This is a genomic window from Paenibacillus foliorum, assembly GCF_013141765.1.
In the GTDB taxonomy this organism is placed as follows: domain Bacteria; phylum Bacillota; class Bacilli; order Paenibacillales; family NBRC-103111; genus Paenibacillus_S; species Paenibacillus_S foliorum.
In genome coordinates, this window is sequence record NZ_WHOD01000121.1 from 49,712 (window position 1) to 65,895 (window position 16,184).

Sequence of the window (16,184 nt, forward strand, 5' to 3'; positions counted from 1 at the left end):
GATTCGAACGTTCATTCATTTAAAGAAACTGTGGGTCGCTATCCACTATGATATGTCCTTGCCCTAATTCGATCTCCAAAAAGCCTGCCATCTCTCTTGCTTGAAATTCGATAGTCCTATTGCTGCCTATGACAATAATATTTCGTATATCAGACTCATCCGCCCCAGGCAGTGAGAAAGCTTTTGAGTAGACATAGGTTTCTCTAAACGTTGAATGAATGGCGTCGATTAGCTTGTCATTCTTGATTTTCCCCATTAGATTCATGATGACAGCTCCCCGGGAGTTGAGCTTCTCCCTAGTCATTTCGAAAAATTCAGTGGTTGTTAGGTGGAGCGGAGTACCCTTTTTATTGAAAGCATCCAAGATAATATAATCATACGAATTAGATTCTTCATTCATAAGGATCTGGCGCCCATCTCCGACAATAACGTTATCCTTCCGGTATTTAAAAAACAGCTTGCTTAATTCCACTACTTTCTCGTCAATTTCCGCTACTGTAACTCCCCTGTCCGGGTAATGGCTGGCAATCGTCCCAATCCCGTGCCCAATGATAAACAAGTTTTCGAACGATGGATTATTATACTCCATTAAATGGATAATGGCTCTAGGGTATTCTAGCACGATGCGACTCAGATCCTTCAAGTCTATCGCACCTTGCATGGCATCATCTGAAAACTGTAAGAAGCGATATTTGCCCATCTCTCCATATAACTGGTTAGTATCGTATACCGCAATCTCGTTAAACATGCTGAACTCCTTAGCTAGCAGATGCAAGTCATCGGTCTCCTTCAGTACAATGAATTAGCTTGAATATTCCCTCTCAATTGGAATCGCGTGTACATATTGGTTTATTTTCATCATAAACTACTCATTGATCTTTTTAAACAATATTGTTCCCCTGATCAACCCTTTTGTTTTTTGTATGAATCCATCAATGAACTCCAATTATCGCCACCTTGCGCACCGACCACAAGAACAGGTTTGTCCAATACAAATCTATTTCTTATTTTTATAGCTAGAAACCCTAGTTAATCCGTCAAAATATCGTCAAATTTGGTCATCAAAACTATTGCAAAAAATGGAGGAAAGGTATAAATTAATCTAGGTGATAATGATTTTTATTCTCAATTGAATGGATCATACATTGAATATGAAGGGATGTTAAGCATGAGTAAAAAATGGGGCTATCCTCTGTCAGCAGTTGTTTTGGGTTCTGCACTGCTGCTCTCAGGATGTGGGAATTCAGAGACTAGTAAAGATAAAGATACAAAAAAGCCGGAGGCCACTCAACCAGCAAAACCAGCTGTTGCAGATAAGCCTGCAGATAAAGTCGCTGAAAAGCCTGCTGCTGCCAAGGATGCCGATCCAAATCTAAAGGCTTCTATCGATCAATATCGCAAGTGGGTTATTGAACAAACCGATCAGCTCGTGAAATCAACTGAAGGCTTCACTAAGTCTGTCAAGGCAGGCGATATAGAAGCAGCGAAGAAGCAATATGCGCCTGCTCGCGCTTATTTTGAAAGAATAGAGCCGATCGCTGAATCACTGGGTGACTTCGATCCGTGGATCGACGCCCGCGAAGGCGATGTCCCTGATAATGAATGGCGCGGATATCATAAATTAGAGAAAGCTTTGTGGGAAACGAAATCTTTGGCCGGTCAAGATAAGGTTGCCGACCAGCTGCTGCAGGATGTAAAACAGCTTCGCGTGAAAGTAGAAAGCGTAGATATCGACGCTAAGCTTCTGGTAACCGGTGCTGTCGAGCTGCTTAACGAGGTTTCATCGAGCAAGGTAACCGGCGAGGAAGAAAGGTACTCTCACACGGACTTGTACGATTTTGCTGCTAATGTTGAAGGAGCTTCCGAAATTTTCAAAGTGCTCAAAGCTTCTGTAGAGAAGAAGGATGCTGCTCTGTCCAAAGAAATTGAAACTCGCTTCAGCGAGCTTGACAAAGCTCTCACGCCTTACCGTAAAGATAAAGATTATGTGCTTTACACTGAGCTAAAGGAAGACCAAGTTAAAAAATTGAGTCAAGCACTTGATGCCTTGGCAGAGCCGTTATCCAAAATGGGAACCATTCTAGGGGGATAACTCATGACAACGGAACGGCCCGAAGACGCTTCGCACAAAAAAATTACACGCCGAGACGCTCTGAAGCTAGCTGGCGTCGGAGGCGTCGGCTTGCTGCTGGGCGCGGGAGGCATGAATGGTTGGCTCCAAGGCGGTGCTGGCTCTAGCAAAGCCTCCACCGCCGCCGCTTCAGCCACTGCTTCCGCAGAAGGGATCATTCCCTTCTACGGCAAGCACCAGGCAGGAATCCTAACACCCATGCAGGACTTCATCTGCATGGCTGCTTTTGATTTAACAGCCACCACGCTCGAGGATGTCCGCAAGCTGTTTAAGATCTGGACCTCAGCATCGGCAAGACTCGCCGAAGGCAAGTTCGTCGAGGAGGAGAGCGACAATCCGCATCTCCCTCCAGGTGATACAGGAGAAAGCGCTGGACTCCGTCCTGTGCGCACCACCATTACGTTCGGTCTCGGCGCTTCCTTCTTCGATGATCGCTTCGGTCTGGCCGGCAAGCGGCCTGCTCCTTTGGTGGATCTCCCCCGATTTAACAGTGATGAAATCCGCAAGGAATGGTCCGGCGGGGATATTGTCGTCCAAGTGTGTGCGAACGATCCGCAGGTCGCCTTCCATGCACTACGCAATCTAGCCCGCATTGCACGCGGAAAAGCGGTGCTCCACTGGGTGCAGGAAGGCTTCCAGCGCACCGGAGCCTCAGATCCGTCTGGCTCCACTCCGCGAAACCTGATGGGCTTCAAGGATGGCTCTAATAATCCCAAGGTTAGCGACCCGGCGGTTGCCGATGAGATCGTGTGGGCGCAATCCTCCGACAACCCAGCATGGATGGCTGGCGGAAGCTATATGGTGATGAGGAGAATCCGCATGCGAATCGAGGTATGGGATCGATCCTCACTGGATGATCAGGAGGCTACATTCGGTCGGCATCGCCATTCAGGCGCCCCTCTCAGCAAAGCCGGCGAATTCGATGAGCTTGAGCTGGACCGCAAGGATGACAAGGGCAACCCCGTCATTCCTGCAAACTCGCATGTAGCTCTATCCCATATGGATGGCCAGGTAAAAATATTACGGCGAGGCTATTCCTACTCAAGCGGTATGGACGTAAAAACAGGGCAACTGAATGCCGGTCTGTTGTTCATTTGCTTCAATCGTGATCCACGCAAGCAATTCATTCCGATGCAGCAGAAGCTGGCATCCATGGATAAACTCAATGAATATATCGCACATGTTGGCAGCGGCTTGTACGCCTGTCTACCTGGGGCAAGCGCAGGCGGATATATTGGGGACACATTATTTTAAATCATAGTCAGGGATGGAGTGAACACCTTGAGCTTGAAACGCACTATGCTCAGCATCTGTATGTTCCTGCTGCTGATAATCACTGGACTTCAGGGCTCTGCTGCCGCTGCCGCTGCACTTCAGCCTGACCAGCTCAACCAGCTGATCGCACTGTCTAGCGACGCTCTGATCAGCAGCAGGGACAATAATTGGGAGGAAGCGGTACTGTCCGTTAACCGCTTGAAAGCTCTCTGGGAAGCAAACACGGATAAATCGGCGGAAGCCCAGACGTTATCTTCAGCACTACTTAAGGCGGAGCAGGAGCTCGCAAAGGTTAAGACAGCACCAGAGCCCGCTTCGGAGGCCATTTCCAGTCTAGCTAAAGCTGTCGACCGTTATGTTACGGCCCAAGAAGATAGCAGCCAGCCCAAGGAAAAAGCCCATAAGCAGATTGGAGCGCTTCTCCCTCAGCTGAACAAAAGCTTAGCCGCGGTTACAGCGGGAAACTGGCCCCAAGCCAAGCAATCCTATAACAGCTTCGTTAATGGCTGGTATAAAGCTGAGAACCTGATCCGAAATGAAAATGCGCAGGTCTATGGCAATATGGAATTGAAAATTAGCGGCGCGCGGATCGCACTAAATATCGATCCTCCGGATGCCGCGAAAAGCACAATGAAGCTACAGGAGTTAATTACGGCCGTAGAGGATTACGTATCCGGCAAAGCAGAGGCAAATGCAACAGCTTCTTCCGCCTCGTCAGAACAACCGACCATCGGCTCGCTCCTACAGCTTCTCGAAGCCGTTCAAGCTGACGTTCAGAGCAAGCAGCCGGACATGGCTGCCAACAAGATGGATGGCTTCATCGCAGCCTGGCCGTCGGTAGAAGGTGTCGTCATCACTAGGGCGCCTGACACTTACAGCAGCATCGAAACGAAGATGGTCGCCGTCCCGACCCTTATTCTATCCAATCCCCCTAACTGGGATAAGGCTTCCTCCCTCATCGCAGAGATGAGGACAGAGCTGCAGCCTTTTGCAGAAGCATCCTCTTACACAGCTTGGGATGCAGCATTGATTCTGTTCAGAGAAGGGCTGGAGGCCATACTGATTATCGTTTCCCTGCTGACGTTTTTGAACAAATCAGGCAATGCGGACAAACGTAAATGGATTTGGTCCGGAGCCGCAATCGGGCTCGTTGCCTCCGCTATCCTTGCCGTTATTCTGAGCATCGTCCTGTCTAACCTAACTACAGGCAGCTCGCGCGAGACGATAGAAGGAATTACCGGTCTAGTCGCTGTTCTATTTATGCTGACGATTGGAGCTTGGCTGCACAAAAAATCCAACCTGCAAGTCTGGAACCGTTATGTTGAGCAGACTCTTGGCACCTCGCTGGCTCGAGGAACACTGTGGTCGTTAGGCTTCACCGCCTTTCTCGCTGTTATCAGGGAAGGTGCGGAAACGATTATTTTCTACTTCGGCATGGTAGCTACGATCGGCTTGAGCGATCTAGTGCTAGGTATTGTCGGCTCCCTCGTCGTGCTGGCTCTTATCGGCTATGCGATAACCAAGCTCAGTTCACGAATCCCGGTGCGGCCATTCTTCTTGGCAGCGGGCTTGCTTCTCTACTATATGGCCTTTAAGTTCATAGGCGTCAGCGTTCATGCGCTGCAGGTCACTGGAAGAATCCCCGCGCACAGCTCGGATCACTTATTCAACGTACCGAAGCTGGGTATCTATCCAAGCTGGGAGACAACCGTGCCACAGCTTGTCGTGCTGGCCATTGTTCTAATCAATCTCTTCCTCAACACTCGACGCAAGTCGGTCAAGCCACTCCAGCCAACTACTAACTAGATGAGATCGAAATATCAGGTTATCATCATCTTTTTATACGGACACAGTGCCGAAGCTGCTAGGAGGCCTGAAAAGAATTGAACGGAACTAGGAGTTCCGTTATTCAATCTACCGCCTCCAATTTAAGGCGTTAGCGGAAGTCGGAATTCCGTTAACTGGGCAAATAGGAGCTCTTTACACAATAAACAGAGGAATAACGGAACTAGCGGTTCCGCTTTTCCTCTGTTTATTGTGTTTTCCAAGCGATAGCGGAAGACTTACTTCCGCTATCACCTCCACTTCTATGGAAGCCCGGACTAGTACAACTAACACCCTCTTGCGCTAAGCTTTTAAGTTCGAATACACAGGTTACCAAATCCGAGCAATACCTACTTTGCAGGTTCGGGTCTGCTCTGGGTCTGGGTCTGGGTCTGGGTCTGGGTCTGGGTCTGGGTCTGGGCCTGGGTTTGATTCTGGGTTTGATTCTGGGTTTGGTTCGGGTTTGATTCTGGGTTTGATTCTGGGTTTGGTTCGGGTTTGGTTCGGGTTTGTTCTGGGTTTGTTCTGGGTTGTTCTGGGTTTGTTCTGGGTTGTTCTGGGTTTGTTCTGGGTTGTTCTGGGTTGTTCTGGGTTTGTTCTAGGTTTGTTCTGGGTTTGTTCTGGGCTTGCTCTGGGTTTGCTCTGGGTTTGCTCTGGGTTTGCTCTGGGTTTGCTCTGGGTTTGTTCTGGGTTTGCTCTGGGTTTGCTCTCGGTTTGCTCTGGGTTTGCTCTGGGTTTGCTCTCGGTTTGCTCTGGGTTTGTTCTGGGTTTGTTCTGGGTTTGCTCTGGGTTTGCTCTCGGTTTGCTCTGGGTTTGTTCTGGGCTTGCTCTGGGTTTGCTCTGGGTTTGCTCTGGGTTTGCTCTGGGTTTGCTCTGGGTTTGCTCTGGGTTTGCTCTGGGTTTGTTCTGGGTTTGCTCTGGGTTTGTTCTGGGTTTGCTCTGGGTTTGCTCTGGGTTTGCTCTGGGTTTGCTCTGGGTTTGCTCTGGGTTTGCTCTGGGTTTGCTCTGGGTTTGCTCTGGGTTTGCTCTGGGTTTGCTCTGGGTTTGTTCTGGGCTTGCTCTGGGTTTGCTCTGGGTTTGCTCTGGGTTTGTTCTGGGTTTGTTCGGGGCTGGGTCTCGGGCTGAGGCTGAGTTTGATTTGGGGCTAATCTGTCATGGTCTGCGCGGATTCACTTGGATTCACTCTGATTTACTCCGATTTACTCTTATTTACTCCGATTTACTCTTATTTACTCTGGTTTATTCTGGTTTACTCGGATTTTCTAATGTTTACTCTGGCTTACTCTGCTCTGCCCCTTCCCTGGTCTACCTTTTCCAAACGGGCTCGAATCCACCTGGGCATTCGTTGTGATGATATATGTTGCCTGCCCCCCTTTACATTAACGTTACGTTAATGTTTATAATGAGTGGGATGGGAGGAGTCTGGTATGCAGATTAAAGAAATAGCCAACAAGCTTAACATTTCTCCAAGAGCAGTCCGATTCTATGAAGAAAAAGGGCTGTTATCTCCAGCAAAACAGGAGAACAACCAGTATCGCACCTTCGTTGAAAAGGATGTATGGCGGCTACAAACCATCATTTCGCTCAGAGAAGCAGGAATGCCGCTAACGGATATTAAGAAAGCTTTAGATGAAATAGACGAGACCAACCATGAACAGCTTCAGTATTATCTGGAGCTCCAACGAACCGTCATGATGTCTCAATGGCTGGAAATAAAACAGGTTATTGAAACAACCGACCATATGATTGCACTATTGAAAACCAAAAACACGTTGCCATTGGAAGATATTTATCAGCTTGCAGAAGCCTCCAAATTGTTAAGGGAGCAGCGGAAAAATTGGAAGGATAAGTGGAATTTTGATCAACAAGCATCCACTCATGACGAACGTGTTTCTACTAATACCGGGAACTATTCAGACTATGAACAAGCTCTGGCTCTGATTGTAAAATGGGTTTCACCTATTCAAGGAGAACAAGGTCTGGACATCGGAGCCGGAACAGGTAATCTGGCTGGTAGACTTATAGAACTCGGCGCTAGTATGTCGGCTGTAGACCAGTCCAGAGAAATGCTGCGGCAATGCCAAAGAAAACACCCCGACCTGGAAACCAAGCTAGGAAATTTCCTCGCGCTTCCTTACCTTGGCGGACAATTCGATTTTGTCGTTTCCAGCTTTGCTTTCCACCACCTGACGACCGAACAGCAGCTTCTGGCATTAGAGGAAATGCGTAGGGTTTTAAAGCCTCGCGGACGTATTTGCTTGGCCGACCTTATGCACACAGCCCATGATCCTATACAAGAAAACAGCGAGGAATACCCTATCATGCCCGTTTTGCACCGATGGTTTGAGGAAAACGGCTACATGATTAAGCAGCATCAGATAAACCATTTACTGCATATCCTATATGCCGTTCCCATAAGATAAATAAAAGTATGCATAGGTATTGACCTTCTCGTTACGTCAACTTGTACGATAGAGTTGTTAAGTTCATCAGTTCCAATACGAGGAGGAAATAAACGATGCCAAATCATACGAGCATTTATGAAAATGAAGCGGAAAAATACCACGAATTAATCTCCAAGCAAGCTGATTTAGATCTATGGATTGAAGAAATACGACCCCTAAATGGGTTAGACATTGTAGATTTGGGTGCAGGCACAGGAAGATTTACAGCTTCACTGGCAGCAAAGGCCAAATCCATCATCGCTCTTGATGCTTCCGAGGCCATGCTGCGCATCACAGCAGACAGGCTTACCCAAGCAGGCTTAACGAACTGGCGTACTCAAGCTAGCGATCATCGGAAGCTTCCGCTGGAAGATCAAAGCGCCGATCTAATCGTTGCTGGCTGGAGTATTTGTTACTTAGGCAGCACGAATGTCCAAGATTGGGAACAAAATATCCATCAGGTTATAGGAGAAATAAAGCGCGTTCTGCGCAGCAATGGGACCGTCATTATTTTCGAAACATTAGGTACGGGGCACGATACGCCAACAGCTCCTGATTTTTTAAAGAGCTACTATTCCATGCTGGTAAATAACTATGGCTTCTCCCACAAATGGATTAGAACCGATTATACCTTTGATAGCCTGCTGCAAGCTGAGGAGTTAACCCGTTTCTTTTTTGGCGAGGAGCTGGCGGAAAGAGTCATTAACCAAAACCTCGTCCATTTACCGGAATGCGCAGGAATTTGGTGGCTCCAGCTTCCCCAAGTATAATTAAAGAAGCCTCCATAACCACTGAAAAGTGGAATGGAGGCTCTTATTTTTCCCGTGCTATTCGAAAAGGAGCTTCAACTGTTATTGTATCGAGGAGCCTACTAAGGATTCAAACGATGTCCGCAGCTTATCCGTTTCAATAATCTCTTTCCACGGATCCTTCGTCAAGCTAAGCGCGTGTTCAATACGTTCTACTAGAGCCAAGCGGTCCTCCGATTTCTCCAGAGCAGCCTTGATGGTGTCCAGTCCTACCCGCTCCAGCCATTCTGCTGTACGCTCGTTGTACTTGCCAGTCTCGCGGTAATACTGCAGGTACGCTCCTGTCCACTCCAGAACCTCTTCCTCTGTTTTAACCTTGCTGAGCAGATCGCAAGCCCTTACCTTCGTCCCGCCGTTACCGCCGACATATAGCTCCCATCCTCCATCAATAGCTACTACACCGAAGTCTTTGATTGTTGCTTCCGCGCAATTACGCGGGCATCCGGACACAGCCATCTTCACCTTCGCTGGTGTACTCAAACGCTCAAACCGCTTCTCCATTTCGACTCCCATGCTGATCGCATCCTGTGTTCCAAATCGGCAGAAGGTCGATCCCACACAAGTTTTAACCGTCCGCAGGGTTTTACCATAAGCGTATCCTGAAGGCATGTCAAGATCCGACCACATTTGCGGTAAATCCTGTTTTTTCACACCCAACAAGTCGATCCGCTGCCCTCCGGTAATTTTAACTAAAGGAACATCATACTTTTCGGCCACCTCAGCTATTCTTTTCAAATCCTTAGGGGTGGTAACACCGCCGTATATTCTTGGAACAACCGAGTAAGTACCGTCCTTCTGGATATTGGCATGGTTCCTTTCATTTACAAAACGCGACTCTCTCTCATCCTCATGATCGTCAGGCCATACCATGCCAAGGTAATAGTTCAGAGCCGGACGGCATTTGGAGCAGCCTTCTGGGTTGTTCCATTCCATCACATTCATAACTTCCTTCGATGTCGTCAATCTCATGCTGCGGATACCGTCAACCACTTCATCCCGGCTTAATGTCGTACATCCACAAATGCCTTCTTTGACCATCTTTACTCCATCAGCCCCGAGTACATAGGTGAGCACATCCGCCACAAGCGGCTTGCACCCGCCACATGATGCGGAAGCTTTGGTGCATGCCTTGATATCATTCACACTTGAACAGCCTTTTTCATTAATCGCTTGTACGATGGCTCCTTTGGATATGCCATTACATCCGCAGATGATTTCATCATCCTTCATAGCCGCCACCATATCAGCTCCCGACTTAACGGATCCAGAACCACCTGAGCCTAGCAAGATTTCTTTCTCTCTGCCCGTTACATCTTCCCCACTTCGTATCATAGCGAACAAACGCGAGCCATCGCTTATATCTCCGAACAAGACAGCTCCTGTAACCTTGCCTTCTTTAATAACGACCTTCTTGTACATGCCGCCAAACTCATCCTGCACGCGTACCGCCCGTGTGTCCTCACTATCCGTAAACTGCCCTGCCGAAAATACATCTACTCCGGATACCTTTAATTTAGTTGAAACTATGGAACCTTGGTACCCTTCCGTGTCTACTCCAGCTAGTCTTTTAGCAAGAACTGCGCCCTGCTCATAGAGAGGAGCTACAAGTCCGTAGGCAATTCCACGATGCTCTGCGCATTCGCCAACCGCGTAGATATGAGGAATATTCGTTTCTAAATAATCATTAACTACAATTCCACGATTAATCTCGATCTTGCTCCTGTTAGCAAGCTGCACATTAGGCTTTATTCCCACTGCCATAACTACAAGGTCCGCAGACTCCTCAGAACCATCTGTAAATCTGACGCCGGTAACCCGCTTTATTCCAATAATTCTTTCCGTGTTTTTCTCAAGTAAAAATTTCATCCCCTGCTGTTTAAGCTCCTTTTGCAGCATAAGAGCCGCCGTTGCATCCAGCTGTCTTTCCATCAAATATTTGTGTATATGAACAACAGACACTTCCATATTGAGATTCAGCAACCCTCTAGCCGCCTCTAATCCGAGTAATCCACCGCCTATGACAATCGCCTTTTTATAAGATTTGGCCGTTTCCATCATCATTTGGCAATCTTTGATGTCACGAAAAGCAATAACCCCCGTTTTATCAGCACCAGGCAGCGGAAGCATAAACGGAAGCGAGCCAGTGGCCACGATCAGTTCATCGTACGGCACACTGATGCCATTATCAGCGCTGACCGTCTTTCGTGATGAGTCGATGCCGTTTACTGTTGTTCCTGTAAAAAGAGTAATATTATTTTGCTTATACCAATCCCAACTATTAATCACGATATCACCCATATCCGCATCTCCCGCCAGAACCGACGACAGTAAGATACGATTATAATTGGGATGAGGCTCGCTTCCGAAGATCGTGATATCATAGCGGTTTGGGGCAAGCTTCAAAATTTGTTCCACGCAATTAACTCCAGCCATACCGTTACCTATCAGCACCAATTTCTTTTTCATCGAATCACGCTCCCGTTAGTATTATCATTTATTGTAGGACAGTTAAGTTAATTCAAAGTAATCCCTGTCAAATATATGTCATTAAATATAACATAAAATACTCTTTTTAATAATTTACCTTAATTAAACGTATATTTCAATAGTATATGTGATGTTTATTTACATTTTCATTAATTTAATTTCATAAATACGAATATAAAATTTAAAAATAAATGAATTGTTCGTGTTTTATGTTATTTTATATGACATTAATTATCAAAAGCTTGTCAGTACTTTTTCATGTATAATAAAGGAAAGTCATTTGTAAGCGATTTCTAATCATTATTATTAAGGAGTGGTGAGTGATGATATACCACAGCTTTGGAAATACAGGATGGCAGGTTTCGTCTATAGGACTCGGTACTTGGAATATTGGAAATCAATGGGGAGAGGTGGATGATGCCACTTCCTTCGCCACGATCAGGACATCACTGGACCATGGCGTTAATCTGTTCGATACCGCTGAGTCTTATGGAATCCCGAATGGTTTATCCGAACAACGTCTCGGAAAAGCGCTGGCAGGCGAGCGACACAAGGTGTATATCGTTTCCAAAATCGGAAACTTCGGCAAGCGAACCGGACAAGGAGTTCCTCTAACCACTCCCGATATGATCAGACTTTGCGCACATGCTTCTTTGCACCGTTTAAGAACGGATTGGGTTGATGTCATGCTCTGCCACATATCGAATATTGAGGATCCTTCTGTATTTCTGGAGGGCTTTGAAATTTTGAAGCAAAATGGGGAAATCAGAGAATACGGCATATCTACGGATAGCCTGGAAGTGCTGAAGAAATTCAATGTTCACGGCAATTGTCGTGTCGTCGAAGTGGACTATTCCCTGTTAAACAGAGCGGCCGAACCAGAATTTCTGCCTTATTGCGAGGAGCACGGCATAGGCGTCCTTGTGCGCGGTCCTTTATCCATGGGCTTATTATCCGGTAACTACTCGGCAGAAACGGTCTTTACCGACAGCGTGCGCGCCAACTGGAACTCCGATGGCGCAGGGCGCCAGCAGTTTGAAACCCGCATCCACAAGTTGAACGAGGTCAGAGAGGCACTGCATGATGATGAAGATATGGCTACTGCGGCTCTGCGCTTTGTTATCTCTCACCCTACGGCGGCCGTAGCAATTCCCGGTGCAAAATCCCCTGCGCAGGCTGCTGCTAACGCTCAAGCCGGTAATGTGCTGTTCTCCAAGGAACAGCTCGATAGATTCAATATTTAAGCGATGGCATTTTGCCAACGCTAGAGTTAGATACACAAAAAAACCTTGAGTTGTGTTTTCATACACACCTCAAGGTTTTTTCCGTTTAACTAAAAATAATCAGGCTGCTGCTCATCCTCAGCAATACTTTGCAGATCGGCGGCTGTGATGTTTATAATACGGTAGTTTTGCAGCTGAGCCAGCCTTGAAGCCTGTTCCTTAATAAACTTCGGTGAGCCCTCCTGCTCCTCATCATATAAGAGGATCATCCCGTCGGAGTTGCGCAGCAGAAACTTGTTTTTCTCTTTAAACTGCCAAGGCCCATCGTACTTGCTCTTGGACACACTGTTTACATAGTTGGCTTTTTGCAGCACAGCTTGGTAAATGCCTTTCTTCTCATCACTCCACTTCTCCTCTTGCTCCAAGAAGGGAGTAATGACAGCCAATCTGAGGTGCTTATACGAATCCTCCAGCTGCAATTCCAGCACCGCTTCCGCTGCCCACAGCTCCACCCCCCACTGTCCACTGACAATAACCCACTCCAAGCCTTCATCGATGAGGGCAATGATTTGCTTTTTGATAGCCTTCTTAATAATCTCAATTCCTTTGTGTTTCTGTGAAAATATCCCCAGCTCAGACGCCTTATATCCCATCACCAGAATTCTATTCACATGCTTAACTCCTCTATCCATTCAGATACAATCCATGCTATACTACCCATGAATTTATTATAGTCATTTTTATCAGACAGGAGAATAGCTGTGATTTACTCCATGATGAACGCATCCAGACCCATCCTCTTCACCATGCTGGTCATTGCTTTTGTATTAGAGACTTTTACCGGATGGAAATGGCTGCAAGCAGTTGAAGGAACGCTAGCCCTCCTTAGCTTGATCGTCTCCCTGCACGCCGCAAGAAGAATGTTTCAAATTGTTGCGACTCTTTTTATCAGTGCCGGTATTGCATGTATCGTGTGGGCGGATATCCCACTCACTCAAGTCCCTTTCTTAATGACATCCAACGTCATGCTGATCTCTTTGTTGTATATGCTGCCGTTCGTCAACCGCGTCATTCGAATCGGGGGCTATGACCGACATTTGAGCAGATGGCTCAATGTACAGTCCGGTCACTTGGGGCATCTGTATGTACGTTCTTTGGCGGTCAGCTATTTGCTGAGCCTCTTTTTATTTTTTGCGGCGATTCCGCTGCTTCATCGAGTGCTAAGCAAGCATCTTCAAGGGCAGGATTCCCGTCTGACGAACCGCCTCATGAGCATGTCCATTCTTCGCGGGTTCGGAATCGTCTCCGTCTGGAGCCCCGTTGAACCCTTGGTTGCAACGGCCGTCTTGATCACCGGAGTATCTTACTTGTCCTTGCTGCCTTGGATGCTCGGGTTATCAGCGATTCTATTTATTGCTGGGGGATTATGGGGCCTACAATTCCGTAAAATCCCGTTGAACCAAGAGACCGACGTAACACCATTAGCTCCCTCTTGGTCCAAAACAGGCGCATTCCTGCTGGCTCTTGTGCTGCTTATCGCATCGGCTTTTGCGCTGCAGGCTGGGCTGGGCATTTCATTTTTTGCGGCTATGACGTTCGCCTTGCTTCCCTTTTCCGTGTTATGGTCTATCATCTTAAGACGGTTTAGACGTTTTGTGTCTACCAGCCGCAAGCAGTGGAAGGACAGCGTGGATGGGCTGCGCCATTTGCTCGTATTGTTCTTGTCCTTCGGTTTTTTCAACAGTGCGGTTTCCAAAACTCATTTGTTTCAGTTGATGGAAGAACCGGTTCAAGCCATGTCTCAGTGGCCTGTGGTACTGTTTGTGTTTATTTTTCTGGTCAGCTTGATTTTACCCATAATCGGTGTGCATCCTTTGGTGGTAATGAGTTTGTTCGGCTTCTTCTTGCAGCCCATCCTACAAGTGATGAACCCGCTCAGCATCGCCATCGTTCTTATTACATCCTGCTTAAGCTCTTCCTTCATGGGAACCTTCAACACAACGGTTACAATTATGAGCGGTCTGCTGCAAGTTAATCCTTACCGGATTACATTATGGAACTTTACCTTTGGTGTTGTTTATGGAGCAATCGGCCTTGTCGCTGCTCTCTGCTTGCTATAAGTGAAGTGAAGGGAGCGACGGTGCCGAACCAATAATCGTTGCTGATGAAAAAGTTAGGTAGCCCTAACTTAAATAAGGGTAAGCTTCGTTCTCCCCAAATTGTTCATTCAAAAAGTCCATCCAGAATGTTCACCCCAGAATCAATTCTTATATGTTAGGAAACCTACATACGATACGGTATCCATGGTGTACACGTTTTTTGGGGGATGGATGTTGTTGGCCGAAGCAAGTGCCTACCCCAAAAGCATGTATTTATACAGCCTTTGGCCGTTTTATCAGCAGTCTTCGTGAATTCGTGCAATTGTGCATCTCTTTTTTCATTCTTAGCTGAAATCGGGCCCGTTTGCATGGACATTGCTGTACTTTCGCAGTTCTTTCCTCTCTACAGCAAATTTCGGTAGAAAATAACTGCATGTTTGCAGGATTTTGTGCAGGCTGATTAATTCGGGAGAGGGTCAAGCACTGATTTTGAGGTTTAGCTGGAAAAGTTGGGGAATGATCCTTCTAATGAAGCGAATTTGGGACATTTCATACCAAAGGAGAAGATTAGCTTAAGGTTCAATCCAGTTAGATTGATCTAAATCCTATTTCTCAAAAAAAAGACCTAGAGTATGCACAATGCATACTTTAGGTCTTTTCGTTATTTCATATAGAAGCTTAGAAACTACTTATCTTTCTTAGCGTGTGAACCGTCACAGTTACCTTCTGCATTCTTAGTGTTACCACAGGCACATTGTCCCATCGTGTTCGCCTCCTTAGTTAAATTCGATAAGCCTATTGTACAACACTCACTTACATAAGTAAAGTGGTTTACTAATAATAAGTAAATGACAATGATTATCTTTCTCAAGCCATTGCTTAGCTTACAAATAGGGCTGAACGATTGCGCGGATTCGCTCCAATCCTTCCCACATGTCGCCTGGTCCGTCATAAATAAGCACAACCGCACCCTTATAATCGGCCGCCTTCAAAGTATCCAGACAGCTCACAAATTCCGTTTCATCCGGAATCCCATTCTCATCATACTGTGCCTTAGCATGAACCGATACACTGTAGGGTAACGTCATGGCAAACTCTTCGTACTTAGACGGCAGCTTAAAATTACCGAAATCGGTAATGAGCCCAACTTGAGCACCTGCTTGCTCAACAATCTTAAGGCAGCTCTCAGCTGTAGAGGTGAGTGCCCGGAAATTTTCAGTAATAACACGCACTCCCTGTGTGGATGCATAATCAGCAAGCTCCGACAAAGCTTCGGCTGACCTGCGAATCGCCTCTTCATCTGCTGGTTGGGCATCACCCGCAATGACTCGGATTTGCTTAGCGCCCGCTGCAGCTGCAATATCGATCCAGCTCCGGATCAGATTAAAATCCGCCTCACGTCGAATGACATCCACTGCAGTCAGATCACCATAATCCAGCAGTAAAGTGTCAAAGGAAATGCCTGCAGCTGAGAATGCTTCCCTCAATTGCGCCAAATATGCAGCTTCCTTGGATGGGAAATGAAAGTGGCATACCTCTATGGCCTTGTAACCACGCCTCGCAGCTTCAACAGGCAGCTCCAACAACGTCAGAGCCTCCGGCTGCTCTTGTATACGAGTTGTGTGTGCGAGCGAATTGGCATCCCATTCCGTCCAGCGAAGCGGGCCCAATAGACGATGCAAGCTCCAAGTGCTAATGGATAAATAAGACATCGGTCATATCCTCCTAATGAATAGATTTTACCATACTTCTCATTTGTACAACATTATTCTAAAACGCTTTCATCATACCATAGCCTGTTGTAAAGTTGCGACTGCATACTTGGGTAAACATGCCTTAATTCTTTTTGCGATACAATCACAGTCCTCATTTGCTTAGAGAAAATCCATTGT

At 46.8% G+C, this 16,184-nt stretch carries 11 protein-coding genes; 7 read left to right on the forward strand and 4 right to left on the reverse strand.

Annotated elements, in window-relative coordinates; all coding sequences use genetic code 11:
* Positions 1 to 19: 19 nt before the first annotated feature.
* A complete protein-coding gene (locus GC093_RS31910) occupies positions 20 to 775 on the reverse strand; it encodes a spermidine synthase (protein WP_376768692.1) in 756 nt (251 codons plus the stop codon).
* 393 nt (positions 776 to 1,168) lie between these two features.
* On the opposite strand from GC093_RS31910, the gene efeO reads away from it, so the two are divergent.
* The 5 genes from efeO (at position 1,169) to GC093_RS31935 (ending at position 8,444) form a co-directional block, all read left to right on the forward strand.
* The gene (efeO, locus tag GC093_RS31915) at positions 1,169 to 2,092 is read left to right on the forward strand and encodes an iron uptake system protein EfeO (protein WP_171655988.1); all 924 of its coding nucleotides are present in this window, start codon (positions 1,169 to 1,171) and stop codon (positions 2,090 to 2,092) included.
* A 3-nt stretch (positions 2,093 to 2,095) separates the two neighbouring features.
* Entirely contained in the window at positions 2,096 to 3,385 is a 1,290-nt protein-coding gene (efeB, locus tag GC093_RS31920) for an iron uptake transporter deferrochelatase/peroxidase subunit (RefSeq protein ID WP_171655989.1), read from the forward strand.
* A gap of 27 nt (positions 3,386 to 3,412) precedes the next feature.
* Positions 3,413 to 5,212: an FTR1 family iron permease gene (locus GC093_RS31925; RefSeq protein ID WP_246315758.1), complete on the forward strand. Its 1,800-nt coding sequence runs from the start codon at positions 3,413 to 3,415 to the stop codon at positions 5,210 to 5,212.
* Between the two features lie 1,445 nt (positions 5,213 to 6,657).
* Positions 6,658 to 7,653, forward strand: coding sequence for a MerR family transcriptional regulator (locus tag GC093_RS31930; RefSeq protein WP_171655990.1), 996 nt, complete (start codon positions 6,658 to 6,660; stop codon positions 7,651 to 7,653).
* Positions 7,654 to 7,748: 95 nt separating this feature from the next.
* On the forward strand, positions 7,749 to 8,444 hold the full coding sequence (locus GC093_RS31935; protein WP_171655991.1) for a class I SAM-dependent methyltransferase: 696 nt from the start codon (positions 7,749 to 7,751) through the stop codon (positions 8,442 to 8,444).
* An 81-nt stretch (positions 8,445 to 8,525) separates the two neighbouring features.
* Here GC093_RS31935 and nirB read toward each other — a convergent pair whose 3' ends face one another.
* Positions 8,526 to 10,949: a nitrite reductase large subunit NirB gene (nirB, locus tag GC093_RS31940; protein ID WP_171655992.1), complete on the reverse strand. Its 2,424-nt coding sequence runs from the start codon at positions 10,947 to 10,949 to the stop codon at positions 8,526 to 8,528.
* Positions 10,950 to 11,293: 344 nt separating this feature from the next.
* Between nirB and GC093_RS31945 the strand changes: the two genes are divergently transcribed.
* The gene (locus GC093_RS31945; protein ID WP_171655993.1) at positions 11,294 to 12,214 is read left to right on the forward strand and encodes an aldo/keto reductase; all 921 of its coding nucleotides are present in this window, start codon (positions 11,294 to 11,296) and stop codon (positions 12,212 to 12,214) included.
* Between the two features lie 89 nt (positions 12,215 to 12,303).
* On the opposite strand, the gene GC093_RS31950 is transcribed toward GC093_RS31945, so the two are convergent.
* Positions 12,304 to 12,864, reverse strand: coding sequence for an SLOG family protein (locus tag GC093_RS31950; protein ID WP_312886654.1), 561 nt, complete (start codon positions 12,862 to 12,864; stop codon positions 12,304 to 12,306).
* Positions 12,865 to 12,954: 90 nt separating this feature from the next.
* Between GC093_RS31950 and GC093_RS31955 the strand changes: the two genes are divergently transcribed.
* Complete coding sequence (locus GC093_RS31955; RefSeq protein WP_312886655.1) at positions 12,955 to 14,313, forward strand: hypothetical protein; 1,359 nt, start codon at positions 12,955 to 12,957, stop codon at positions 14,311 to 14,313.
* 863 nt (positions 14,314 to 15,176) lie between these two features.
* Here the strand turns inward: GC093_RS31955 and GC093_RS31960 are convergent.
* Positions 15,177 to 16,004, reverse strand: a complete 828-nt coding sequence (locus tag GC093_RS31960) for a sugar phosphate isomerase/epimerase family protein (RefSeq protein WP_171655995.1) — start codon at positions 16,002 to 16,004, stop codon at positions 15,177 to 15,179.
* Positions 16,005 to 16,184 lie beyond the last annotated feature (180 nt).